Raw genomic sequence first — 24277 nt, 5'->3', positions numbered from 1 at the left:
GATGGTTGCCAGGCTCTACGCCATGACCTGCGGGCGGCTGATTGGCCGCCTCAAGGACATGATCGAGGGCGAAGACGGGCAGGTGGCACTGCCCATCCCATCCTACCTGATCGAACACCCCAAGGGCCGAGCGGTGTTCGATACCGGTATGCACCCGCAATGCCGGACCGATGCCGCCGGGCGCCTGGGGCCGCAGGTCGCGCGAATCTTCGGGTTCGAGCAGTACGGTCCAGAGGACGACGTGAAGTCGCGCCTCGAGGCGATCGATCGCGATCCCGGCAAAGTCGATTACATCGTGAATTCGCATCTGCATTTCGACCATGCCGGTGGCAACGAGCTGGTGCCCAACGCGACGGTCGTGGTCCAGAAGCGCGAATGGGAGGCGGCGCACGATCCCGATCTGGCCGCCAGGATCGGCTTCTTCCGGGCCGACTTCGATCATGGCCATCCGGTGAAGCAGGTCGAGGGCGAGCACGACCTGTTTGGCGACGGTTCCGTGGTCTGCATCCCGACCTACGGCCATACGCCCGGCCATCAGTCGCTGAAGGTGCGGACCGAAGCGGGCGAGATCGTGATCACGGGCGACGCCTGCTACTTCTGCCGGACCCTGCGCGAGCGCCGCCTGCCGCGCTTCGTCTACGACCGCGAGCAGATGCTGGCGTCGCTCGACCGGCTCGAGGCTCTCGAAAAGGCCGGTGCCCGCCTGTTCTTCGGGCACGACCCGGAGTTCTGGAAGGACGTGCCCCAGGCCCCGGTGCCGGCGTTCTAAGAACGTCGGTGTCAGTTCTGCGGGATGAACTCGATCATGAGGCCGCCGGTCTGCTCCGGCGCGACCAGCACACGATCTCCCTCGGCCAGGGCGAAGGGAACGTTGTTGGCGCTGAGCAGGCCCTGCAGCGGGCGCGCTCGCTCGATAGCGATGGCCGCGCCGACGACGACGGGAAGCTCGGTCGGCGGCATCATCTCGAGCGCCTTGTATTCGAGCTGGAAGGCGAGCGGCGACCAGATCAGCAGCTCGACGGACCCTGCCTTCACCATGGTGCAACCGTCGAAGATTTCCTCGACGGTGGCGCCCCAGGCGGCCTTCAGCGCCTTGGCCGTGTCGTTGGGCTTTTCGGCGATGGCGTGGATGGCCATCATGCCCAGCGCACCGTTGGGATGGACGATCCATTCCGGCTCCATGAAGGCGTCTGGCGTCTCGTGTTTCACGGGGAACCAGGGCAGGGGGCCTGCGCTCTCGCCGACCACGACGCCGGCATCGACCTCGAAACCGTCCTCGGTTTCCCAGGCATGCGTGCGCTCCTCACCGTCGAGTTCGGCGACGTTCAGGGCCAGTGCAATCTGCGGCGGATGGCCTTGCAGCAGCTCGACGTAATTGGGCACGTCGTCACTGTCGGGCTGGAAGCAGATGCAACGCGGCTCGACCCCGTCGGGAGTGAGATTGAAGCCGATCTGGCCCAGCCGGGCTGCGGTATCCGCAGGGTCCGAGACGGTCAAGGAAAGGTGATCGATATCGCGCGCTGAAATCTTCATGCCCGCTCATACAGTCTTACCCCGGCCTCCCTCAAGTGCGATGCTGGAGCGCCTGAATCCAAGGGGGATATCGATGTCCAAGATGACACTGTACGGCATTTGGCTGAGCGGCCCGACCTACAAGGCAGGTCTGGCCCTGTCGCTGATGGGGCAGCCGTTCGCCTACAAGCATGTCGACCTTCGCGCCGGCGCGCACAAGCAGCCGGACTATCTTGCCATCAACCGTTTCGGCCAGGTGCCGGCGCTGGTCGACGGCGAGCTCAAGCTCTGCCAGTCGGGCTCGATCCTGCTCTATCTCGCCGAGAAGTTCGGCAAGATGGGCGGCAAGACGGCCGAGGAGAAGGCGCGGGTGCGCGAGTGGATGTTCTGGGAGTTCGACCGGCTGGCCTCCAACATCTATCGTCCGCGCGCGATCAAGCGCGGCTTCATGAAGGCCGACGACAACGTCCATCAGATGTACGTCAACCAGGCGGGTGACGCGCTCAAGGTGCTCGACGCCGCGCTCGCCAAGTCGGACTTCCTGGTCGGCAGCGAGGCGACGATTGCCGATGTCGCGGTCTACGGCGATGTGGCCTATGCCGAGGAGGGTGCCATCGACCTCGGGCCCTATGCCAACGTGAAGGCATGGATGGGCCGGGTCGAAAAGCTGCCCGGCTTCAAGAAATACGCCGACCTTCTGCCGCAGCAGGACGCGGCTTAGGTTCGGGCTGCTTCTTCCATTTCCGTCCAGCTCGCCTCGACCGCGGCGCGGTCGAGGTCTCGGGTGATGAACACCAGCCGGGAGCGACGGTCATCGTCGGGCCAGCGGGCGAGCAGGGTCGGCGGATGGAAGGTCCGGTGCACGCCGTGGATCACCAGCGGCCGGTCCTCTCCCAAAATGCTCAGCACGCCCTTCACGCGCAGCAGCCGGTCGCCCCACGCGGCGCGCACGGCCATCAGCCAGCGATTGAAGAGGTCCCAGTCCAGCGGCTCATCGAAGGTGAGGCAAAACGAGGCGATGTGTTGATCGTGCCGTGACCGGTCATGGGCGGGGGCATGGTGTGCATGATCGTGGGCCTCGGCGTTCAGCCATGCCTGCACCTTGTCGCTCTTGCCCAAGGGATCGAACGGGCCTGAGTCGAACAGAAGAGCCGGATCGACGTCGCCCTGCACGATCTCGAACAGTGAAGCGCCGGGATTGAGCCCGGTCAGGCGGGTGCGCAGGCCGGCGCTGGCAGCGATCTCGGCCAGGTCTGTCTTGCTGATCAGCAGCCGGTCGGCGACGGCCGCCTGCTTGACGGCCTCCGGATGCTCGTCGAGTTGGCGCGCGCCGTTGACGGCATCGACGGTCGTTACGACACCGTCGAGTCGGTAGTCGTGGCTGATCATCGGATGATTGAGCAGGAGCTGCAGGATCGGCGCGGGGTCGGCGAGGCCCGTCGTCTCCAGCAGGACACGGTCGAACGGCGGGATCTCATCCCTGGCGCGGCGGCGTGCGATGTCGCGCAGGGTCTTGTCCAGGTCGCCCTGGATGGTGCAGCACACGCAGCCCGATTGCAGCAGCACCATGTCGCCGCCGACCTGCTCCATGAAGAGATGGTCGAGGCCCACTTCGCCGAACTCGTTCACCAGAACCAGGCTGCGGGCCATGCGCGGGTCGCCGAGCACGCGGTTGAGCAACGTGGTCTTGCCGCTGCCGAGGAAGCCGGTGAACAGCGTCACCGGCAGGCGCACCGCCGACTTGTCAGGATCGAACAGGCTCATCGCATGACACTCTCACATACGCATATGTAACAAAGTAACGATGCCGCTTCCGCTTGACGATGCAACCTGGGGGTATGACGCTTTCGAGATCAACAAGGAAAAGGAGGAACGTCCATGGACTCGAGGTATCTTCAGGACAAGGAACACCTCAAGCAGCCGCAGCAGGGGATCGACGAGGACCGTCGCACTTTCCTTACGGCGGGGCTGATCGGCGGCGCCGTTGCCGCCGGCACGCTGGCGGCCGGTGCCGCGCACGCCCAGCAGATCGCGCAGGCACCCGCGCTGACCGACAAGGCCTGGTGGCCGCATCCGAAGTGGGGCAAGGACGATCAGGCGGGCGCCTCGAACTACATGACGCCGGCGAAGGTCCTCGACACGGTGAAGCTGATCAAGGACGGCAAGGTCTACCGCATCGGCCGCATCTACGAATCGGCCATGCCCAAGTTCGGTGAGCGCGCCTTCACCTTGCGCATTCCCGGCAGCCCGACCGGCGGTCCCTTCGGCACCAACAGGCTGATCTACAACGACGAGTATCTGTCGACCGAGATCGGCCAGACCGGAACGCAGTTCGATGGCCTCGCCCACATCGGCATCCAGATGGGCAAGGACGGCGACAAGAACGAGATGCGTTACTACAACGGCGTCACCGATCAGGAGATGAACAGCGCCTATGGCATGAAGAAGCTCGGCATCGAGCAGGTGAAGCCGTTCTTCACGCGTGGCCATCTGTTCGACGTCGAGGCGGTCAAGGGCGCCATGATGGAGGCTGGCCAGGAGATCACCATCGCCGACCTCAAGGCGGCCCTGCAGAAGCAGAACATGCAGGAAGCCGACATCAAGGAAGGCGACGCCGTGTTCTTCAATACCGGCTGGGGCAAGCTCTGGATGAAGAACAATGACAAGTTCAACGGCGGTGAACCGGGCATCGGGCTGGAGGCCGCCAAGTGGTTCATCGACAAGGGCATCGCGCTCACCGGCGCCGATACCTGGGGCACCGAGGTCGTGCCCAATCCCAACAAGGATCTGGCCTTCCCGGTCCATGCCGAGCTGATTGCCAAGAACGGCATCTTCAACCACGAGAACCTGGATTTCTCGGGGCTGATCGCCGACGGCAAGTACCAGTTCGCCTACATCTTCTCGCCCGCACCCATCAGGGGCGCGACGGGATCGAACGGCGGCCCCATCGCGGTTACCTGATCGGGGCCGAAGGAGCGCGCGCTAGGTCGGATAGTCGCCGGCGGCGAACTTCGACTTGGCGTGCGTGCGGCTCAGCTTGCCGGAAGAGGTGCGGGGCAGGCCGGGTTGGCGCTTGATCAGGACGACCCGGCCGTCGACGCCGGCGGCTTCCTTGACCGCCTGCTTGATATCACCGACCAGCGCCTCGCGTTCCGCGGGTTCGCTCGGATAGGCCTGGACGATGACCACGACGGCTTCGACGTCCCCGTCTTCGACCGAGAAGGCGCAGGCGTCGCCACGGCCGACCTGCGGCAGCGCCTCGACAGCCCATTCGATGTCCTGCGGCCAGATGTTGCGGCCGTTCACGATGATCAGGTCCTTGGCGCGGCCGGTGATCACGAGCTCGCCCTTGTGCCAGTAACCGAGATCGCCGGTGTCGAGCCAGCCGTCGCTCAGGACGCGGGCACTCTCTTCCGGCTTCTGGAAATAGCCCGGCATCACACTCGGGCCGCGGACGAACAGCCGGCCGACATGCCGCTCACCGAGAGGGCTGCCGGACTCGTCGCGGATTTCGACGCTGTGTCCGGCCATCACCTTGCCGCAGACGACGAAGTCTCGCGATCGGCCCGACTGCGGATCGGTGAAGCTGTCGACTTTCACGCCGCCGAACGACGCGCCGAAGCTCAGGCCGACGCAGACTTCGGCCATGCCGTAGCTCGGCATGAAGGCGCGCTCGTCGAAGCCCGCCGCCTTGAAGGCCTCGGTGAACCGCCGCAGGACGGGCAGCTGGATCATGTCGGCACCGACGCCGGCGAGGCGCAGGCTCGACAGGTCGAGTTCGCCGACCGGCGCCGTCAGGGCGCGCCGGGTCAGGAGGTCGTAGCCGAAGCTTGGACTGTAGGTGATCGTGGCGCGGCGGCGCGAGATCAGCGAAAGCCACTGCATGGGCCGCCGGGCGAAGTCGCGGGGCGCCAGCAGGTCGACGCTGCGCTGCGCGCACATCGGCGCCAGGATGAAGCCGATCAGGCCCATGTCGTGATAGAGCGGCAGCCAGCTCACGCCGGAATCGTTCTCATCGAGTCCCTGGGCGGCGATCGAGCCGTCGATGTTCGCCATGAGCTGGTCCTGGCGGATGTCGACGCCGAGCGGTGCGCGCGTGCTGCCGGAGGAGAACTGCACGTAGCAGGCCATGCCGGCGCGAAGCGGGCGCAGGTCGACCTTGGTTTCGGGAAGGGCGGTGAAGATCTCCATGCCACCGGCGAAGCGCGCGGTCGTGCCTTCGGCGGCGCTCCGGGCGAACTCGACCAGCTCGTCCGGGGCCAGCACGCCCACGGCCTGTGCCGCGGTGATCTGCTTTCTGAGCTGGAAGATGTAGTGCGCCTTGGCGCCAAGTCCGACCGGCACGGGCACGGGAACCGGCACGATGCCGGCATACTGGCAGCCGAAGAAGGCGATACAGAAGCCCGGCCAGGTGTCGGCGATGAGGATGAGCCGCTCGCCGGGCTCGATTCCGGCGCCGATGAGTCGGCGGGCGAACGACAGCGCCTCGGTGCGGAGATGGCTGTAGGGCAGGCGGGTCAGAAGCTTGCCGCGGGCATCGAAGAAGTTGAAGCCGGTCTCGCCGCGGGCGGCGTAGTCGAGCGCCTCGGTCAGGCTGGTGAAGCCGCCACGGCGGAAGGGCAGGGAGACGTTGTGGGTCGGGGTCGGAACCGTGACCCAGCGTTCCGGGCTCGAGTGCAAGGTGGACGCATAGCGTTGCATGCGCCCGGCGGGCCCATCGGCCGGCGTGGCATTTGAAAGAAGCGCAGGCAGGATTCCTCGGATCGACGTCATCGGACGATCTCCCAAACGGTTCGCACTAAGCGCGTCACCGCTCGGTTGACCGTCCCGTTGGATCATCCCGTCCATCGGAAGAGCGACGCTATCGCCGGCAGGTCTTCTGGCTCGCGGGTCGCAGCTCCTGCCCGTCTTCCCAGACCGAAGTCCAGTGACATATGGGCTCTCGCTCGCCGCTTACAGCTGCGGGTACAGCTGCCGATTGGCTCCCAGCCGAGGGAGCGGCACGGCATTCCCTGTTAGCCTCCGGTTAAGGAGGACCGTCGATAGGCACTGGTTAAGCTTGCGCTCGCCCTCGGTCAATTGCTTTGATGCTTCCAATATCGGGAGGAGACTGCAAAATGTCGATGATTCGCAGGGTCGCCGCGGCGGCGCTTGGCGTGGCCCTCGCCTGGCCGGCAGCGGCCCAGGGCATTCCCAAGGTACAGTCTCCTGAAGAGGTGGGGTTTCTCTCGACCCGCCTGAAGCGCCTCAGCGACCGGCTGAACGAGGGCGTGAAGAACAACGAACTGCCCGGCGCCGTCGTGCTGATCGCGCGCAACGGCAAGATCGTGATGTTCGAGTCCTATGGCTTCCGCGACAAGGACGCCAAGATCGCGATGACCAACGACACGATCTTCCGCATCGCTTCCATGACCAAGCCGATCGTCACCCTGGCCGCGATGATGCTGATGGAGGAGGGCAAGCTCACGCTTGCCGACCGTGTATCGACCTACATTCCGGCGTTCGCCGACACCAAGGTCGCAGTCCAGAAGAAGAAGGAGGACGGTACCAGCGAGACGGTGCTTGAGCCGCAGTTCCGGCCGATGACGGTGCACGACCTGATGCGCCACACGTCGGGGCTTACGTACGGCGCGGTGGGTGCGAATCCCGTGAAGCAGTCCTATCTCGACATGAAGGTGGCGGACCGCACCCAGACCAACGCCGAGATGGCCGACAAGCTGGCCAAGCTCGCGCTGCTCTACCAGCCCGGCACCACCTGGGAATACTCGATGTCGACGGACGTGCTGGGCCGCGTCGTCGAGGTCGCGTCCGGCATGCCGCTCGACAAGTTCATCGAGGAGCGCATCACCAAGCCGCTCAAGATGGGCGACACGGCCTTCGAAGCCAGCGCCGACAAGAAGGCGCGCGGGGCGAAGCCGATGAAGGAGGGGCCGAAGAACGAACTGCCGGCGATCCCCGACATTACCGAGAAATTCACCTGGCGTTCGGGCGGCGGCGGCATGGTCTCCACGGCCGCGGACTATGCCCGCTTCCTGCAGATGTTCGCCAATGGCGGCCAGCTCGATGGCGTGCGCCTGGTCTCGCGCAAGACGATCGATCTCATGACCGCCGACGCGCTGCCACCGGACATCAAGATGGGCGCCGACATGTTCCGCTTCGAGGCGCTCGAGCCCAGCGCGCGTATGGGCCAAGGGTTCGGCCTCGGCTTCGCGGTGCGCAACGTGCAGGGCGTCAACCCGCTGCCCGGGTCGCCCAACGACTATTTCTGGGGCGGCGCCTACGGCACCTACTTCTGGCACGATCCGCGGGAGCGCCTGTATGTCGTTTTCATGATGCAGTCGCCCCAGGCCCGTCTGCGCTACCGGTACCTGATGCGCGACCTCGTCTACCAGGCGATGGTGAATTAGCCGTCTTGACGCTCCGCCACCGGACAACCACGTTGGCGGAGCCCAACGTGGACGGGCGGGAGACTGGTGATGCAACAGCAGGAACGCGATCTGATTTCGGGTCTGTTCGATCGGCTGAAGCCGTTCGAGACTCAGCCGCGCGACAATGAGGTTGAACAGTTCATTTGGGACCGGGCATCGAAGCAGCCCGCTTCAGCCTATCTGCTAGTGCAAACCGTGTTGGTGCAGGAGCAGGCGCTGAAGGCCGCGCAGGACCGCATCGCCGAACTGGAGGCGAAGATGGCAGCCGCGCCGCAGCCGGAGGCCGGCTTCCTCGGCAGTGCGCCGAAGATCGGCCCGTGGGGGGCGCCGCGCACATCAGTGCCTCAAACGCCCGCGGCGGCGGCGGCGCCGGCGGCCTCGATGGTTCCGTCCACGCGCTCGCCCTTGCAGGCTGCCGTCTCGCCGCAGCAACCGCCGGCAGCAAGCGGAGGTTTCCTGCGCACGGCCATGATGACGGCCGCGGGCGTTGCCGGCGGCGCTTTGCTGTTCGAAGGCATCCGCAATCTGATGGGCAGCAATCCGGGACCCTTCGGTGGCCAGCAGCAGGCGCTCGGCGGAACCCCTGACTCGACGCCGCCGGAATTGTTGCCGCCGGATTCGTCGGTGCAGCAACAAGCCCATGCCGACGATCAGTCGGGGGCGGGGGATTACGATACCGCTGCGGTGGACGACGGCGGCTTCGGCGGCGACGACGACAGCTGGGCCTGAAGCCCGGCGGACCTATCTCAATTCAATAACGGGGGACCGAGGAGATGATCGAGCTTCACACGTGGGGCACGCCGAACGGCCGCAAGGTCTCAATCATGCTCGAAGAGTGCGAACTGCCCTACAGCGTGCACAAGATCGACATCTCCAAGGGCGAGCAGCATAAGCCCGAGTTCCTGCGCATCAGCCCGAACAACCGCATTCCCGCGATCGTCGATCCCGACGGTCCGGGCGGCAAGCCGTACAGCCTGTTCGAGTCCGGTGCGATCCTGATCTACCTGGCCGACAAGACGAAGAAGTTCCTGCCGGCCGACGGCGCCAAGCGCTACGACTCAATTCAGTGGCTGATGTGGCAGATGGGCGGCTTCGGCCCGATGCTCGGTCAGGCCCATCACTTCCTGCGCGCCGCGCCGTCCAAGATCGAATACGGCATCAAGCGCTATGTCGACGAGGCCAAGCGTCTCTATGGCGTCCTCGACAAGCAGCTCGCGGGCAACGCCTTCGTGGCGGGTGAGGAGTACACGATCGCCGACATGTCGATCTTCCCGTGGGCGGCCCGCCACGAGTGGCACACCGTCAACCTCGACGAGTTCCCCAACGTGAAGCGCTGGTACGACATCGTAAATGCCCGGCCGGCCGTCACCAAGGGCATGGCCGTTCCGTACCTCAACTAGGATGTCGCGCGGATCCTGGCGCGGAGTGTTGGGGGCAGCCTTGCTCTGCCCCACGCTGGTCGCGTGCGCCCAGCCGGGAACGTCGCCGGTTTGCACGGCTCCGCTCAAGCCGGCCGTCGAGGTGAACCTCTATTTCGGCCGCGACAAGCCGTCGGGCGGCGAGGTGAGCGATGCCGATTGGGCGTCGTTCCTGGCCGAAACCGTGACGCCACAGTTTCCGGCCGGCCTCACGGTGATCGACGTGCGCGGCCAGCATCGCGATCCGGCGGGCATCATCGCCTCCGAGCGCACGAAGCTCGTGGTGGTCGTGGTCTTCGATGCGCCGGCCCATCGGGTGAGGGTCGCTTCGATCGTCGAGACCTACAGGAAGCGCTTCGGTCAGCATGAGGTGTTCCGGGTCGAGCAGCCGGTCTGCGCCGGCTGACGGCTCCACCGGGGCGCGCTAGAGTTTCAATACAATCGCTTTTCAGGAGAATCAGCCCATGACCAAGGACGTCAAGGATCGCAAGAAGGCCGCGCTGGCGACGCCGACCGATCTCGGCGAGAACGCCACCAAGGATCTGAGCGGCGGGCTCAACATCCTGCTGGCCGACGTTGCCGCGCTCTACTGGAAGACCAAGAACTTCCACTGGCACATGTCCGGTCCGAACTTCCGCGACTACCACCTGCTGCTCGACGAGCAGGCGACCGAGATCGACGCCATGACGGACGTGATCGCCGAGCGTGTGCGCAAGCTGGGCGGCACGACCTTGCGGTCGATCGGCCATATCTCCCGCCTGCAGCGCGTGCTGGACAACGATGCCGATTATGTGACGCCGCTCGACATGCTCGCCGAGCTGCGCGACGACAACAAGCAGCTCTGCGTCCACATGCGCACGCTCCACGAGCTGTGCGACGAGCATGGTGACATCGCCACGGCCAGCCTCATCGAGAACTGGATCGACGAGACCGAAAAGCGCGTCTGGTTCCTGTTCGAAACCACGCGCCGCACGGAAGGCTAGATCAGTTTCCTCCCCTTTGCGGACTCCGCAAAAGGGGAGGGACCTCGTCCGATGAGGGCGCCGGGATCGTGCGACCCTACTGGCGCTCGGCCCACCCGATCATCTTGCCGATGAAGGCGTCGCAGGCATCCATCTGCGACTTCGCGACGAATTCGTTGGGCTGATGGGCCTGCGAGATGTCGCCCGGTCCGCAGATCACGGTCGGGATGCCGTGGCTGCGGAAAATGCCGGCCTCGGTGCCGTAGGGTACGGCATAGGTGCGATTGCCGCCGGTCCATTGCAGGGCGAGCTTGGCGGCTTCCTCGTTCTCCTGCGGCATCAGGCCGGGCACGAAGGAGCGGCGCTTCATCTGGATGTCGGCGTCGGGGTGCTTGGCTTTCATCTTCGGCAGCAGCAGTTCGGCGACATAGGCTTCGGCGCGGCGCTGTACTTCCCACGGATCGTCGCCGGGCAGGGTGCGGTAGCCCCAGTTGAGGGTGCACTCGCGCGCCAGGATGTTGCCGGCCGTGCCGCCGGTCACGATGCCGACGTTGATGGTGGTGTGGCCGGGCACGGTGTCGATGTCGGTGCGCGTGCGGCCGGCCAGTTCGACCTGCAGCTCGTTCAGCCAGTGGATGAAGTCGCCGGCGAAATGGATCGCGCTGACTCCGAGATGGGTCATGGAGGAGTGGGCCTCGACGCCGGTGAAGGTGGCGATGATGCCGCCGCCGGCGTTCTGCGCGTTGACGACCCCCATCATGGTGGGCTCGCCCACGATCACCGCCTGCGGGCGCGGCACGTTGCCGACCAGTTTCTCGACCAGCGAATGCGCGCCCAGGCAGCCGATCTCCTCGTCGTAGCTGAAGGCAAAATGCATCGGCACCTTGAGCTTCGCCTTCTTGAGCGCCGGCACGTGGGCGAGGCAGGCGGCGATGAAGCCCTTCATGTCGCAGGTGCCGCGGCCGTAGAGGTTGCCGTCCGGCTTCTCCGTCAGGGTCCACGGATCGGTCTCCCAGGCCTGTCCGTCGACCGGCACGACGTCGGTGTGGCCCGACAGGACGATGCCGCCCTCGGCCTCGGGGCCGACCGAGGCGAACAGGTTGGCCTTGGTGCCGTCCTCGTTGGGGACCAGTGTGCTCCGGATGCCATGCTCGTCCAGATAGCCCTGGATGTACTTGATCAGGTCCAGATTGGAGTTGCGCGAGGTGGTGTCGAACGCCACCAGGCGCTGGAGCATGTCGATCGAACTGGGATTCATGGAGGCAGCGTCGCACGCTTCAGGCCGCGACGCCAAGAGCCTGTAAATCCTTGAGAAATCCCGACCGCGTTTGACACTCCCTGGCTCGGCCGCTAGAACCGCCCGGCATCCGTCGTGGTTAATGGTCGCCGGGGTCTTAACGGGTCTGCGGAGGGGTGGCCGAGTGGCCGAAGGCGGCGGTTTGCTAAACCGTTATAGGGAGATAATCCCTATCGTGGGTTCGAATCCCATCCCCTCCGCCATTACCTGCCATCGACGGCCTCCCGGCTTCGCCGCTGACGCTCAAGCGTCCGATGTAAAAGCCGTCGCCGCGCAAACTTTCCTTCTGGCTTACCTCTCAAGCCGCCGGTTTCCATCAACTCAATCGTGTCGTGGCATGGACTTCGTCGGTATGAGGGGCTGACTGCGCTGCCTGGCCGGTCGAACGTCGGCGTGCCTGAGCCGGAGAACTGGGAAATCGTCTCATCCCGATTACGCCGCGCAACCTGAAGGAAGACACGCACCGCGTCGCAGACGAGGGGCGCCCGCTGTATAAACAGGCTGACAGTCAGGCCCCCTTTGGGCGTTCAAGGAGGACTAGCCACTTGCAAGTGACCCGCCGCGTCATTATCGCGACCATAGCTCTCGCCGCTGCCTATCCGGCTGGCGCGCAAACCCAAGGAAAAGCCATGACGACTGAAAGCGGCCTGAAAATCATCGACACCACCGTCGGCACGGGCGCGAGCCCCAAGACCGGCCAGATCTGTGTCATGCACTACACGGGATGGCTCTACGAAGGCGACGTGAAGGGCAAAAAGTTCGATTCTTCCGTCGATCGCGGGTCGCCTTTCGAGTTTCCCATCGGCGTACAGCGCGTCATCGGCGGCTGGGACGAGGGTGTCGCGACCATGAAGGTCGGCGGCAAGCGCACGCTGATCATACCGCCGCACCTTGGATACGGAGCTCGTGGCGCTGGCGGCGTCATTCCGCCCAACGCCACGCTGATTTTTGACGTCGAGCTGCTCGCGATCAAATAGGCATCGTCTTCGCGCCGGGCTGGCCTCGCTGTCTCAAAGCACCGTCATGCCGTCGGCGACGAAGGGCAGGGCGCCGAATTGAGGCTCGGCGACCGGCCCTCGCAGGCATCGGCGATGGCGGCCGACAAGGAGGGCACCCAGTCCGCGCTGGGTGCATTCACGAAGTGGCCCAGATGGTCACTTCCCCAGCAGATTGGCACGCCCGCAGCCAAAGAAAGGCTGCTGCACCAGTCACCAATCTCACCACTGAGCATCTTTGGAACGTAGACTTTGAGCATCTTCGATCTCCTGTTCACAAGGATCGATGGGCTGCCTCTGGCGCGAGCCACGCAAATTGCGCGCCAGCCGGGGCGCGCTTCTATTTAGATCGAGAAGCATCACAGTATTGTGGCGGCAGTTATGGCCTGATGGGTTCGCGCTCCGCCGCGCTGCTGATGATGGCCTCCAATGCGGCCAGGCCGTCGGTGAGGGCGGCGGGGCCGGGCTGCAGGATCAGCGGCGACTTGATCTCATGCAGCCGGCCGTTGCGCACCGCCGGCAGGGACGCGAAGCCCGGTCGGGCGACGAATTTCTCGCTCTTGAATTTCTTGCCGCACCAAGAGCCGATGACAATGTCGGGCGCACGGCGGATCACCTCGTCTTGGGTGACGATGCGGTCCCTGGCCGACTTGCAGGTAGCCAGTTCACGAAAGATGTCGTCGCCACCCGCGGCTTCGACCAGTTCCGAGACCCACGCGATGCCGGAAATCATCGGGTCGTCCCATTCCTCGAAATACACCCTTGGGCGAGGGCCCGCTCCGCTGGTGCGCCGCCGCGTCGCTTCGACGTTGGTTGCGAGTTCGTCGGCAAGGGCCATCGCGCGATCCTGTGCGCCGACGAGCGCGCCGAGGGTGCGGATCATGTCGAGGATCTCCGCGACCGTGCGCTGATTGAAGGCATGGACGTTGACGCCGGCACGAACGAGCGACGCCACCAGATCGGCCTGCAGGTCGGAGAAGGTGAGCACCAGGTCGGGCTTCAGGGCCAGGATCTTCGGCATGTCGGCCGAGATGAAAGCCGAGACGCGCGGCTTCTCGCGGCGGGCCTGCGGCGGCCGGACCGTATAGCCGGAGATCCCGACGATCCGGTCCTGCTCGCCCAGCAGGTAGAGCGTCTCGGTTGTCTCCTCGGTCAGGCAAACGATTCGCTCGGGCGGATACATGCTAGCCGGCGGGGCAAACTGGAGTTGGCTGGATCGACGTCGGCAGAAGTCGCTGGATGCCCTCGATCACATATCTTGCGGACGTGACTCGCGCCCGCAAGTTTACGATCCAAAAGCGCGACACAGGCACTGGAATCCAGGACTTTTCCGTGCCGTTCGCTTTGGGCCAGGGGCTTAGCGCGGGAGGGCCTTCAACTGTTCGTTGGCCTTCTGCAGTTCTTCAGTTCTCGCGGAGCGTTCAGTCTTGAGCTCGCCGATCCGGCGGCTCAAATACATACGGCGGCGACGGATAAGGCTGGCCGACTTGCTGTCGGTGGCCGCCTCCAGATCCGTTTTCAGGGACATGCCTTCGTCCTGAAGCCGGTTCAGCTCCGTCTTCAATTCGGCAAGCCTGTCCGTGCAATAATTCTTCGATTGCATCAATTCGCGCTGCAATTCTTTAGCCATCAATTCCCCCGATCCTCCGGCAACCTGCCGTAACCGTACTATGCAAGGATTATGCAGGTCGACCAACGGACAAGGTGACACAAGGCGGACCGCCTTCGCCTCAGGGGGATTGACCGAAAATGTCAGGTCTGTAGGGATTGGCCGCGCCTGAAATCAGATCGACAGAAGCGAGGAAACCCCAATGACACAGAAGGCAGCGGCAGCGACCCGGAAGCCGGTCCGTCCCGATCTCGAAGCGGAGCTGAACAATCTTGCCATGTCGAAGGAGGCGCAGCCTCTGTTCGATGCGGTCAAGGCGCACATCGCCGAGAACGTCGCGCCGATCCTCGAGGAGTTCAACCGCCTGGGTGAGGGCCGCAAGGATCGCTGGAGCTGGGCGCCGGGCCAGCTCGAACTGCTCGAAGGCGCCAAGAACAAGGCCAAGGCATCGGGACTGTGGAACTTCTTCCTGCCCCATTCCGAGATCGGCCGCGGGCTGACCAATCTGGACTACGCCTACATCGCCGCCGAACTCGGTAAATATCCGCTCGCCTCGGAGTCGCTCAACTGCTCGGCGCCGGACACCGGCAACATGGAAGTGCTCGAAAAGGTCGGCACGCCCGAGCAGAAGGAGAAGTGGCTGAAGCCACTGCTGAACGGCGAAATCCGCTCGGCCTATGCGATGACGGAGCCGGGCGTCGCCTCCTCGGATGCCAAGAACATCACGACGCGCGCCGAACTGGTCGGCAACGAATGGGTGATCAACGGCGAGAAGTACTACATCTCCGGCGCCGGCGATCCGCGCTGCAAAATCATGATCGTCATGGTCAAGACCAGCCCCGATGCCTCGCCGCAGTTCCAGCAGTCGCAAATCCTGGTGCCGATGGGGACGCCCGGCCTTGAGATCGTGGGCCCGATGACCGTGTTCGGCCACGACCACGCGCCGCGCGGCCACATGCATCTAAAGTTCAACAACTGCCGGGTGCCGGCGGAGAACATCTTGCTGGGTGAGGGCCGCGGGTTCGAGATCAGCCAGGTCCGCCTCGGACCGGGCCGAATCCATCACTGCATGCGCTCGATCGGCGCCGCCGAGAAGGCGATCGAGCTGATGGTCAAGCGTGGCTCGAGCCGCACCGCCTTCGGCAAGCCGCTCATCCAGCTGGGCAAGAACCTCGAGCTGGTGAGCCGGGCGCGCATCGAGATCGAGGCGATGCGCCTCATGGTCCTGAAGGCTGCCAAGGCGATGGATGTGCTGGGCCATCGCGAGGCCCGCGTCTGGATCAGCATGGTCAAGGCGATGGTGCCGGAAAAGGTCTGCGTGATCATCGACCAGGCGATGCAGATCCACGGCGCCACGGGCCTTTCCCAGTGGTCGCCGCTCAGCGAGATGTACGTCAACCAGCGGCACCTCAGGTTCGCCGACGGTCCGGACGAAGTGCATCACATGGTGGTCGGCCGCGCCGAGATGAGCCGCCACTAGGACGATCGGAGCGGGCCCGGCCTTGACAGGCCGGGTCCGGCCCCTTTTGTTGCGGGCGGATGGTGAGACTGGAAGAGCGAATGACGGTGACCCGGATTTCCCTGCAAACGGCCCTCGTGCTGCTGCCGCTTCTGCTGGGTGGCTGCGAGGCCGCGAGTTCCCTGCGGAGCGCGGGTCTGTCCGATCCGCAGCGGATGAAGAGCATCGACGACGCTTTCGAGGCGCGCGACAACTGCCTGGTCGCGAACATCCACCTGGCCGATGTCTATGCTGGCAGCGCCCCGTCGCTCGCCGCCACGGCCGCAGCCTCCTGCCAGACCCAGACCGACGTCCTGATCTCCCTCAGCAACCCCTATGGCGATCCGCGGGTCACAGCGGCGATCCAGAAGGATTCGAGCTTCCGGGCGATGGGCTTCGTGCTCAAGGCACGCGGCCAGGGCTGACGGGCAGGGGTGACGGGCGGCTAGACCCGCCGCCACATTGGCGCGCGCTTGCGCACCGGGTCGAGCAGCGACCAGTCGCCCTGTTCGACGACATGGCCCTTGGGGAACGGCGAGCGCGGCTCCTGGCCCAGTGCGCGCATCACGCGGTCGTCGCGGTAGTAGCAGAGCAGCACCACGCGATTGAGGGCGAAGAGCGGTGCGCCGCCTTCCTCCTTGAACCGCATGGCCACCTCGGTGCGGCGCTCCGGTTCGAGTTCGGCGAAAGGGCCACCCGACAGCTCCCTCAACTGCTTGAGCGCGGACTGCGCGTCCGCCGTGTCGCGTTCCAGGCTCTTCAGGATATCGGCGAAAATCAGCCCGTCGTCGGCGCCGGGCACGCCATGGGCCGTGCTCGCGGGGATCATGATGCCGGCCAGCAGGCGCAGGTCGCGGGCTTCGGCTTCAGTCAGGGTTCCGTAGGTCATGTCGATGGCCTCAGTCGAAGAGCGTGGCGTCGGCGAGGCGCCGCTTGATGTTGTCGGCGATGTAAAGCGCCAGCGCCTGGATGGTGGAGGTCGGGTTCACGCCGCCGGAGGTCACCCAGATGCTGCCGTCGACGATGAACAGGTTCTTCACGTCGTGGCTGCGTCCCCATTCGTTGACCACGGAGCGCTCGGGGTCGGTGCCCATGCGCGCCGTGCCCATGAGGTGCCAGCCGGCATTGAGCATCGGCGCGTCGCTGCCGACATGCTTCGCGCCGGCGGCCGCGAGGATCTCCTTCGAGCGCGCGACGCCGTGGGCGATCATCTTCCTGGTGTTGTCGCTCAAGGTGTAGTCGATCTTCGGCGCGGGGATGCCGTTGCTGTCCTTCAGGACCGGGTCGAGCGTCACCCGGTTGTGCTCCTCGGGCAGGTCCTCGCAGATCGCCGAGAGGCCGAGCTTGCGGTTGAAGAGGGTGCGATAGACATCGTGATGCGCCTCGCCCCAGGGCAGGAAACCGCGCGCGGTGTTGGCGATCGCGTCGACGATCGTGCCGGCGCCGCGGTGGAGCTGTAGCGTGTAGCCACGCACGAAGCCGCGGGCCTTGTCGGTCTCGTAGAACTCCTGGCTCCACAGCGAGAGCTGCGCGCCGGTGTTGCCGTCGATCGGCTCGTCGACATAGCCGTAGGTGTGGGCGAACGGGTGGAACATCAGGTTCCGGCCGACCAGCCCGCTCGAATTGGCGATGCCGTTGGGGAAGCGGCCTGACACCGAGTTCAGCAGCAGGCGCGGCGTGCCGATGCCGTTGCAGGCCACGATGACCATCTCGGCCGGCTGGAAATGCTCCTTGCCCTCGGCATCGTAGTAGATGGCGCCGTTGGCGAGACCGTCGGGGCCGACCGTGACCTCGCGGACCCGGGCGCGGGTGCGCAACTCGACGCCGGCGCGCAGCGCGTGCGGCCAGTAGGTGACGTCGACGCTGGCCTTGGCGCCCTGGGCGCAACCGGGCGTGCAGTGGCCGAGATTGATGCAGGGGGCGCGGCCGTCATATTCGGTGGTGGCGATGGCGGAATCCGAAGGCCACCAGTGCCAGCCCAGCTTGTTCATCGCCTCGCCGAAGCACTTGCCGGTCTTGCCCAGGGGCAGGGGCGGCATCGGCGGCACGTGGTGCGGGTAGGCCGGGTCCCCTTCGAGGCCGGCCACGCCCGTCATGCGGTCGTTCTCGGCGAAGTAAGGCTCGAGCGTGCCATAGTCGACGGGCCAGTCGTCGGCCACGCCATCCAGCGTCTTCACCCGGAAGTCCGAGGGGTGCAGGCGGGGATAGTGCGCCGTGTACATGATGGTGCTGCCGCCGACGCCGTTGAAGTTCACGACCTGGATGGGCGAGGTGCCGTTGTTGATCGGATAGTCGGTCTCGCGCGCCCGGCGGTTGGGGTTGATGGCGAAGTCGCCGAACAGGCGGGCCTCCCAGTCCCGGCCATTGGTTGGGTAGTCCGTGGGCTTCACCCAGTCGCCCTGTTCGAGGCAGAGGATCCGCATCTTCGTATCGGCGAGGCTCCAGGCCACCGCTGCCCCCGAAGCGCCGGAACCGATGATCAGGACGTCGACCTTTTCGTGCATGGCGTTCTTCCGTTAGCGGGCGAGAGGCTGGCTGATGGCACGGGCGACCAGGGCGTGACCTCGGGAAGTCCAGTGTCCATCGTTGGCAAAGGAGGGGACAGGGGAGACCCTTTTGCCTCCAGGACGGGTTGCAGGTCCAGTACGTCGATGCCGCGCCGCAACCACACGGACTGCAATGGCGCCGCGTCTCCGGCGGCCGGTTTCGGATCGTGGATTCTGGGGGCTGGCTTCGGCGCTCATGTTCGCGCAAGACTGGCGCGACTTGATCAGCGAGGAAAGAGCCTTCCCATGCCGGATACCACTCTTGCACGGCCTGCGGCCAACACGACCGAGCATTTCGACGTCCTCATTGTCGGCGCGGGCATCTCGGGCATCGGCGGTGCCTATCATCTGACCCACCAGATGCCCGACCGAAGCTTCGTCATCCTGGAGTCCCAGGAGAGCTTTGGCGGAACCTGGCTGACCCACAAATATCCGGGCATCCGCTCCGACAGCGATCTCCACACATTCGGCTATCGTTTCAAGCCGTGGAAGGGCAAGCCGATCGCCACGGCCCAGGAGATCAAGTCCTACATGGGCGAGGTGATCGAGGAGAACGATCTCGCGCGGCACATCCGCTACGGGCATCGCATCGAGGCGGCGACCTGGTCGAGCACCGACAATCGCTGGACCATCGAGGGCGTCCGCACCGATACGGGGGAGGCGGTTCGCTTCACCGCCAACTTCCTCTGGATGTGCCAGGGCTACTACCGTCATTCGGTAGGCTACACGCCCGAATGGAAGGGTATGGACAGCTTCAAGGGCCGGATCGTCCATCCGCAGACCTGGCCGGAGGATCTCGATTACACGGGCAAGAAGATCGTCGTGATCGGCTCCGGCGCGACGGCCGCCACGGTCATCCCGGCGATGGCCGACAAGGCCGGTCACGTCACCATGCTGCAGCGCTCGCCGACCTATTTCATCCCGGGCCGCAACGCCATCGAGCTCGCCGAGACGCTGCGGCAGCTCGAGGTCGACGAGGAGTGGATCCACGAGATCGTGCGCCGCAAGATCCTGCACGATCAGTCGGTGTTCACCCGGCGCTCCCTTGAGGAATCCGACAAGGTGCGAGCCGAGCTGCTGGCCGGTGTCCGCGCCCATGTCGGGCCGGACTTCCCGCTGGAGCCGCATTTCACGCCGAGCTACCGGCCATGGCAGCAGCGCATCGCCTTCGTGCCCGACGGCGATCTTTTCAAAGCCATTCGCGCCGGCAAGGCCTCGGTCGAGACCGACGAGATCGACCGCTTCGTGCCGGAGGGCATCCTGCTCAAGTCGGGAAAGGTGCTCGAGGCCGATATCATCGTGACCGCGACAGGCTTCGACCTCTCGGTGATGGGCGACATCGCCTTTGCGGTGGACGGCAAGCCGGTCGATTTCGCCGACACGGTGACCTATCGCGGCATGATGTTCACCGGCGTGCCCAACATGATCTGGGTGTTCGGCTATTTCCGCGCGAGCTGGACCTTGCGCGCCGACCTGGTCGGCGACTTCGTCTGCCGCCTCCTCGGCCACATGGAAAATCGCCAGGCCCACAAGGTCGAGGTCGCGCTGCGGCCGGAGGACGAGGGGATGAAGTTGCTGCCGTGGATCGATCCGGAGAACTTCAATCCCGGCTACCTGATGCGCGGCATGCATCTCCTGCCCAAGCGCGGCGACAAGCCCGAGTGGCAGCACACCCAGGATTACTGGAACGAGAAGAACGTCTTCCCGGCGATCGATCTGGACGATCGGGCGTTCGTCTACGGCTGATCGACCGGTCGATCCGGAGCTCGGGGGAGCGGAGATGAATCAGGGCAACACGCGCCGGGTCATTGCGGCCGGCGCGATCGGCAACGTGCTGGAATGGTACGATTTCGCCGTCTACGGCTACTTCGCCGCCGCGATCGGCCGGGCCTTCTTCCCCAGCGAGGATGCTGTCGCGCAGGTCCTGGCGGCCTTCGGGATCTTCGCCGTGGGCTTCCTGATGCGGCCGATCGGCGGGGCGGTGATCGGGGCGATCGGCGACCGGCTCGGCCGCCGCGCGGCGCTCACCTTTTCCGTCGCCGCCATGGCCATCCCGACCTTCCTGGTCGGCGTGCTGCCGGACTACCAGACGCTGGGCATCGCGGCGCCAATCCTGCTCACGCTGCTGCGCATGGTACAGGGCCTGTCGGTCGGCGGCGAATACACGACCTCGATCATCTTCATCATCGAACAGTCGCCGCCCAACCGGCGCGGGCTGGTGGGCGCGTTGGGCTGCTGTGGTGCCATCGGCGGCATCCTGCTGGGCTCGGCGACCGGCGCCCTGCTGGCATCGGTGATGTCCGAGCAGGCGCTTGAGAGCTGGGGCTGGCGACTGCCGTTCCTGCTGGGACTGCTGGTCGGCATCGCAGGCGTCGTTCTGCGGCGCCACGTCCACGAGGCACCGCGCCAGGCCTCGACCGCCCCGTCGCCCCTGCTCGACACGGTGCGAAACCATGGCCCGCTGCTCGGCAAGCTCGCGGCCCTTTCGGTGTTCAATTCGGTCGGCTTCTACCTGATGTTCGTCTACATCGTGAGCTGGCTGCAGTTCGCCGACAATATTGCCCCCGCCACGGCACTCGCCATCAATTCCGCCAGCATGGTCGCGATGCTGCCGGTCATGGTCCTGATGGGATGGCTGTCCGACCGCTACGGCCGGCGCCCTCTGATGCTCAGCGCAACGGCGCTGGGTTTCTTCGGCGCGCTGCCGTTCTTCTGGCTGATGCACCAGGGCCATCCGACCCTGATCCTGGTGGGCCAACTCGGTTTCGTGCTGTCGGTCGGGGCCTTCATCGGCGCCCAGCCGGCGCTGATGGTCGAGGCCGTGCCGGCCGCGATTCGCTGCACCGCGATCGCGCTGGGGTACAACGTGACCCTGGGCATCCTCGGCGGCTTCAGCCCGCTGGTCGCCACGTGGCTGGTCCACCGGACCGAGAACGACTTCAGCCCGGCCTTCATGATCATGGCCGCCGCCGCCGTTTCCTTCGCGGCGATCCTTCGCTTCGAAGAAACCCACAGGCTGAAGCTGCAGACTGCGTAACACCTTTCCTCCGCCGTCATACGGGGAGGTGGAAGAATCGAGGGGAAAACCTCTACTGCAGTTTGATGCCGGCCTCGGCGATCAGCTTGCCGAGCAGGTCGCGCTGGCCGGCGATCCAGGTCCTGAACTGGGCCGGCGTGTTGGCGACCAGATCAGCTCCGGTCGGGTCGAGACGTTCCTTCACCTTCGGGTCCTTGATCGCTTCGGCCACCACGGCCTGCATGCGGTCGACCAGCGCGGGTGGCGTGCCGGTGGCCGCGAACAGGCCGTTCCAGTCGTTCAGGTCGAAGCCCGGATAGCCGCTCTCGGCCAGGGTCGGCACGTCGGGGAAGGCGACGGAGCGCTTGAGGCTGGTGACCGCCAGCACACGCGCGCGGCCGGCGGCGACGGGCGGGCGGATCGAGTTCGTGGTGATGATCACCGAATCGACGGCGCCCGCACCGATGTCGCGCGCGGCGTCGGCGCCGCCGCGATAGGGCACGTGGATCAGCTTGATGCCGGCCCGGCGCTGCAGTTCCTCGCCGGCCATGTGAGCCATGCCGGCCGCCGGCGGCGTGCCGTAGCTGATCGTGCCGGGCTTGGCTTTCGCGGCGGCGATGAATTCCTGGATGGTCTGCGACGGGAAATCGTGTTTCACGGCGACGACCTGCGGGAAGCTGGCCATCTGCGTGACCGGCAGCCAGGTCTGCATGTAGTCGAAGGGCAGATCCTTCATCAGCAGCGGATTGGTGATCTGGTTGGCGGCGTCGACCAGGAAGGTCTGGCCGTCGCGCGGCGCCTGGAGAACGGCATTGGCGGCGACGACGGCATTGCCGCCGGTGCGGTTGTCGATGATGACCTGCTGGCCGATGATCTCGGCCACGCGCACGCCGATGTTCCGCGCCACCGTGTCGGCCGCGCCGCCGGCCGCGAAGGCCACCACCCAGCGGACGGGCCCTTTCGGCCAGTCGCCCTGGGCAAAGCCCTCGCGGGCGAGGAAGGGGGCCGCGAGGCCCCCCGTAAGGAGGCTGCGCCTGGAAATTCGGGTCATGTCTTGGCTTCCAGCAGTTCGGGCACCACCCAGAGCGCGGGCTCACCGCGGGCAACCCTCTGGACGTTGTCGAAGCCGTTGCGCAGGCGGGTGATGTTGCTCTCGAACGTCGGTCCGGCGAGGTGCGCGGTCAGGACGACGTTGTCGAGCTTCAGGAGGGGATTGTCCGGCGGGGTCGGCTCCTCGTCGAACACGTCGAGGCCGGCGCCGAACAGGTTTCCGCTCGAAAGCGCTGCGATCATCGCTTTCTCGTCGATGACGGGCCCGCGCGAGGTGTTCACGATGATTGCGGACTTCTTCATGGCGGCGAGCTCGTCCTTGCCGATCATGTGCCGGGTCGAAGCATTCAGCGGCACGTGCAGCGAGACGATATCGGAATGCTTCAGGATCTCCGGCAGCAGGCGGAAGCGCACGCCCAGCGCGTCTTCCTCTTCTTCCTTGAGGCGGGCGATGTCGTAGTAGTGGACGGTCATGCCGAAGGCGAGGGCCAGCTTGGCGACCTTCTTGCCGATCGTGCCCAAGCCGATGATGCCCAGCACGCGGTTGCGCACCTCATGGACGGTCGGCGGCGAATTGCCGTGCCAGCGGCCGGCGGTGACGTTGGTATGCTGGGTGATCAGCCGGCGCGAGACCGCCAGCATCAGCAGCATCGCATGCTCCGACACGGCGACCGAATTGGCGCCACCGTTGGCGCACAACGGCACGCCGCTCGCGCGCGCCGCCTCGAGATCGGCGCGGTCGTAGCCGGCGCTCAGCATCTGGATCAGCTTGAGATTCGGCGCGTCCTTGAAGAGCTGCGGCGTGACGTATTGCTGGATGAAGCCAACGAAATAATGGGTCCCGGGCAGGGCCGCCTTCTGCTCCGGCGAGTTGTGCAGCGCCTTGACGATCTCGTATCCCTTGGGAGCCAGGTCGTCGACCATGGACAGGGTGTCCTTGGGCCCGACGACGAGTACGCGTTCAACCATTACCATTCTCCTCAGACGACTTTCTCGAGTTTCTGCAACGAGCGCAGGTGTTTCGGCACGGGTGTGCCGGGGAAGGTGCTCGGCCAGTTGGTGTAGCTCACCTCGCCGACATAGATGTCGCCGCGCGAGTCGACGGCCAGCCCGTGCGGCGAGAGGAACCGGCCGGCCTGTTCGCCGGGGCCATCCTGGCCGCCGAGCCGGGCCAGTGTTTTGCCCTTGCCGTTCACGATCGACAGGCGCGGGCCGAGATTGGTGTGCTTGCTGTTCACCGGCATGCCGGGCCCCAGCTCGCCGATGATGAAGGTCGGGCTCTTGGCGCCGCCGCAGCAATAGAGCGCACAAGGCCGGTGCATGTTGTTCCACTGCGCCTCGTACCGGCCGTTGCCGTCGAACACCTGAACGCGATGGTTCTCGCGGTCGGCGACATAGACCCAGCCGTCGGCGTCGGTGGCGATGTTGTGCGCGATGTTGAACTCGCCGGGATCGGTCCCGGTCGTTCCCCAGCACATCAGGTGCTTGCCGTCGGGCGAATATTTGTGGACGCGGCTGTTGCCGTAGCCGTCGGAGACGTAGATCTCGCCCTGGGGCGAGAGCGCGGTGTGGGTGCAGCGATTGAACGGCTTGCCGCTCAGGAAGGGCGCCGGCTGGTTCGGCACGCCGATGGTCATCAGCACCTTGCCGTCGGTCGAGACCTTGCGGACGGTGTGATCGCCGTCATCGGTACAATAGAGGTTGTCGTCGCTGTCGATGTGGAGGCCGTGGGCGCGGCTGAAAAGGCCTTCGCCCCAGGAGCGCAGGAAATTGCCGTCCCGGTCGAACACCATCATCGGATGTTCGCCGCGGTTGAAGACGTAGACTCGGTCCCGGCTGTCGCACGCGACGGCGGCGACGTCGCGGAAGTCCCAGCCGTCGGGCAGCTTCGCCCAGTTCTCGACCACACGATAGCGGTGCTCGCCGCTGCCCAGCACGACCGACAT

25 protein-coding genes, 1 tRNA gene and 1 riboswitch are annotated in these 24277 nt (G+C 65.5%); of the genes, 14 read left to right on the top strand and 12 right to left on the bottom strand.

Features of this window, described 5'->3' with window-relative positions; genetic code table 11:
* Position 1 precedes the first annotated feature (1 nt).
* Positions 2–769, top strand: a complete 768-nt coding sequence (locus tag ACO07I_RS03565; protein WP_422014377.1) for an N-acyl homoserine lactonase family protein — start codon at positions 2–4, stop codon at positions 767–769.
* Positions 770–780: 11 nt separating this feature from the next.
* Here ACO07I_RS03565 and ACO07I_RS03560 read toward each other — a convergent pair whose 3' ends face one another.
* Positions 781–1533 (bottom strand): VOC family protein, encoded by a 753-nt coding sequence (locus tag ACO07I_RS03560; RefSeq protein ID WP_422014375.1) that lies wholly within the window; start codon positions 1531–1533, stop codon positions 781–783.
* A gap of 73 nt (positions 1534–1606) precedes the next feature.
* Between ACO07I_RS03560 and ACO07I_RS03555 the strand changes: the two genes are divergently transcribed.
* Positions 1607–2233 carry a glutathione S-transferase family protein gene (locus ACO07I_RS03555; RefSeq protein WP_422014373.1) on the top strand — a complete coding sequence of 209 codons (627 nt, stop codon included), beginning with the start codon at positions 1607–1609 and terminating at the stop codon, positions 2231–2233.
* Here the strand turns inward: ACO07I_RS03555 and ACO07I_RS03550 are convergent.
* Complete coding sequence (locus tag ACO07I_RS03550) at positions 2230–3276, bottom strand: CobW family GTP-binding protein (protein ID WP_422014371.1); 1047 nt, start codon at positions 3274–3276, stop codon at positions 2230–2232. The genes ACO07I_RS03555 and ACO07I_RS03550 overlap by 4 nt on opposite strands.
* Positions 3277–3390: 114 nt before the next feature.
* Here ACO07I_RS03550 and ACO07I_RS03545 point away from each other — a divergent pair, with 114 nt between their 5' ends.
* Positions 3391–4473 (top strand): cyclase family protein, encoded by a 1083-nt coding sequence (locus ACO07I_RS03545; RefSeq protein ID WP_422014369.1) that lies wholly within the window; start codon positions 3391–3393, stop codon positions 4471–4473.
* Positions 4474–4494: 21 nt separating this feature from the next.
* Here ACO07I_RS03545 and ACO07I_RS03540 read toward each other — a convergent pair whose 3' ends face one another.
* Positions 4495–6285, bottom strand: a complete 1791-nt coding sequence (locus tag ACO07I_RS03540; RefSeq protein ID WP_422014367.1) for a fatty acyl-AMP ligase — start codon at positions 6283–6285, stop codon at positions 4495–4497.
* Positions 6286–6364: 79 nt separating this feature from the next.
* Positions 6365–6568, bottom strand: a riboswitch (cobalamin riboswitch).
* A 61-nt stretch (positions 6569–6629) separates the two neighbouring features.
* Between ACO07I_RS03540 and ACO07I_RS03535 the strand changes: the two genes are divergently transcribed.
* From ACO07I_RS03535 to ACO07I_RS03515, 5 genes are all read left to right on the top strand, one after another.
* Complete coding sequence (locus tag ACO07I_RS03535) at positions 6630–7919, top strand: serine hydrolase domain-containing protein (protein ID WP_422014365.1); 1290 nt, start codon at positions 6630–6632, stop codon at positions 7917–7919.
* A 69-nt stretch (positions 7920–7988) separates the two neighbouring features.
* Complete coding sequence (locus tag ACO07I_RS03530; RefSeq protein ID WP_422014363.1) at positions 7989–8669, top strand: DUF2076 domain-containing protein; 681 nt, start codon at positions 7989–7991, stop codon at positions 8667–8669.
* Positions 8670–8713: 44 nt separating this feature from the next.
* Positions 8714–9340, top strand: a complete 627-nt coding sequence (locus tag ACO07I_RS03525; RefSeq protein WP_422014361.1) for a glutathione S-transferase family protein — start codon at positions 8714–8716, stop codon at positions 9338–9340.
* 40 nt (positions 9341–9380) lie between these two features.
* Positions 9381–9764, top strand: coding sequence for a DUF3574 domain-containing protein (locus tag ACO07I_RS03520; RefSeq protein WP_422014359.1), 384 nt, complete (start codon positions 9381–9383; stop codon positions 9762–9764).
* 58 nt (positions 9765–9822) lie between these two features.
* Positions 9823–10341 (top strand): Dps family protein, encoded by a 519-nt coding sequence (locus ACO07I_RS03515; RefSeq protein ID WP_422014357.1) that lies wholly within the window; start codon positions 9823–9825, stop codon positions 10339–10341.
* Between the two features lie 76 nt (positions 10342–10417).
* Here ACO07I_RS03515 and argE read toward each other — a convergent pair whose 3' ends face one another.
* Positions 10418–11578 carry an acetylornithine deacetylase gene (argE, locus tag ACO07I_RS03510; RefSeq protein WP_422014355.1) on the bottom strand — a complete coding sequence of 387 codons (1161 nt, stop codon included), beginning with the start codon at positions 11576–11578 and terminating at the stop codon, positions 10418–10420.
* 149 nt (positions 11579–11727) lie between these two features.
* Here argE and ACO07I_RS03505 point away from each other — a divergent pair.
* A tRNA-Ser gene (locus ACO07I_RS03505) sits at positions 11728–11820 on the top strand.
* Positions 11821–12162: 342 nt separating this feature from the next.
* Positions 12163–12594 carry an FKBP-type peptidyl-prolyl cis-trans isomerase gene (locus ACO07I_RS03500; protein ID WP_422014353.1) on the top strand — a complete coding sequence of 144 codons (432 nt, stop codon included), beginning with the start codon at positions 12163–12165 and terminating at the stop codon, positions 12592–12594.
* A gap of 44 nt (positions 12595–12638) precedes the next feature.
* On the opposite strand, the gene ACO07I_RS03495 is transcribed toward ACO07I_RS03500, so the two are convergent.
* The 3 genes from ACO07I_RS03495 to ACO07I_RS03485 form a co-directional block, all read right to left on the bottom strand.
* Positions 12639–12872, bottom strand: coding sequence for a hypothetical protein (locus tag ACO07I_RS03495; RefSeq protein WP_422014351.1), 234 nt, complete (start codon positions 12870–12872; stop codon positions 12639–12641).
* A gap of 119 nt (positions 12873–12991) precedes the next feature.
* Positions 12992–13795: a cobalamin-binding protein gene (locus ACO07I_RS03490; protein WP_422014349.1), complete on the bottom strand. Its 804-nt coding sequence runs from the start codon at positions 13793–13795 to the stop codon at positions 12992–12994.
* A 174-nt stretch (positions 13796–13969) separates the two neighbouring features.
* Complete coding sequence (locus ACO07I_RS03485; protein ID WP_422014347.1) at positions 13970–14242, bottom strand: hypothetical protein; 273 nt, start codon at positions 14240–14242, stop codon at positions 13970–13972.
* Between the two features lie 181 nt (positions 14243–14423).
* On the opposite strand from ACO07I_RS03485, the gene ACO07I_RS03480 reads away from it, so the two are divergent.
* Both ACO07I_RS03480 and ACO07I_RS03475 read left to right on the top strand, forming a co-directional pair.
* On the top strand, positions 14424–15701 hold the full coding sequence (locus tag ACO07I_RS03480) for an acyl-CoA dehydrogenase family protein (RefSeq protein ID WP_298312418.1): 1278 nt from the start codon (positions 14424–14426) through the stop codon (positions 15699–15701).
* An 80-nt stretch (positions 15702–15781) separates the two neighbouring features.
* Positions 15782–16144, top strand: a complete 363-nt coding sequence (locus ACO07I_RS03475) for a hypothetical protein (protein ID WP_422014345.1) — start codon at positions 15782–15784, stop codon at positions 16142–16144.
* A gap of 20 nt (positions 16145–16164) precedes the next feature.
* Here ACO07I_RS03475 and ACO07I_RS03470 read toward each other — a convergent pair whose 3' ends face one another.
* Positions 16165–16608 (bottom strand): hypothetical protein, encoded by a 444-nt coding sequence (locus ACO07I_RS03470; RefSeq protein ID WP_422014343.1) that lies wholly within the window; start codon positions 16606–16608, stop codon positions 16165–16167.
* Positions 16609–16618: 10 nt separating this feature from the next.
* Positions 16619–18223: a GMC family oxidoreductase gene (locus tag ACO07I_RS03465; RefSeq protein ID WP_422014341.1), complete on the bottom strand. Its 1605-nt coding sequence runs from the start codon at positions 18221–18223 to the stop codon at positions 16619–16621.
* A gap of 288 nt (positions 18224–18511) precedes the next feature.
* Between ACO07I_RS03465 and ACO07I_RS03460 the strand changes: the two genes are divergently transcribed.
* Positions 18512–20011, top strand: a complete 1500-nt coding sequence (locus ACO07I_RS03460; RefSeq protein ID WP_422014339.1) for a flavin-containing monooxygenase — start codon at positions 18512–18514, stop codon at positions 20009–20011.
* Positions 20012–20045: 34 nt separating this feature from the next.
* On the top strand, positions 20046–21302 hold the full coding sequence (locus ACO07I_RS03455) for an MFS transporter (protein ID WP_422014337.1): 1257 nt from the start codon (positions 20046–20048) through the stop codon (positions 21300–21302).
* A gap of 52 nt (positions 21303–21354) precedes the next feature.
* Here ACO07I_RS03455 and ACO07I_RS03450 read toward each other — a convergent pair whose 3' ends face one another.
* From ACO07I_RS03450 to ACO07I_RS03440, 3 genes are read right to left on the bottom strand one after another with little or no spacing between them, the layout of a single operon-like run.
* On the bottom strand, positions 21355–22332 hold the full coding sequence (locus tag ACO07I_RS03450) for a Bug family tripartite tricarboxylate transporter substrate binding protein (protein ID WP_422014335.1): 978 nt from the start codon (positions 22330–22332) through the stop codon (positions 21355–21357).
* On the bottom strand, positions 22329–23300 hold the full coding sequence (locus ACO07I_RS03445; RefSeq protein WP_422014333.1) for an NAD(P)-dependent oxidoreductase: 972 nt from the start codon (positions 23298–23300) through the stop codon (positions 22329–22331). Before ACO07I_RS03445 ends, ACO07I_RS03450 begins: the two co-directional genes overlap by 4 nt.
* 11 nt (positions 23301–23311) lie before the next feature.
* Positions 23312–24277: a peptidyl-alpha-hydroxyglycine alpha-amidating lyase family protein gene (locus ACO07I_RS03440; RefSeq protein ID WP_422014331.1), complete on the bottom strand. Its 966-nt coding sequence runs from the start codon at positions 24275–24277 to the stop codon at positions 23312–23314.

The sequence above is a fragment of the Reyranella sp. genome (assembly GCF_965227665.1).
Classification (GTDB): domain Bacteria; phylum Pseudomonadota; class Alphaproteobacteria; order Reyranellales; family Reyranellaceae; genus Reyranella.
This window is presented reverse-complemented; position numbering and strand designations above follow the sequence as displayed.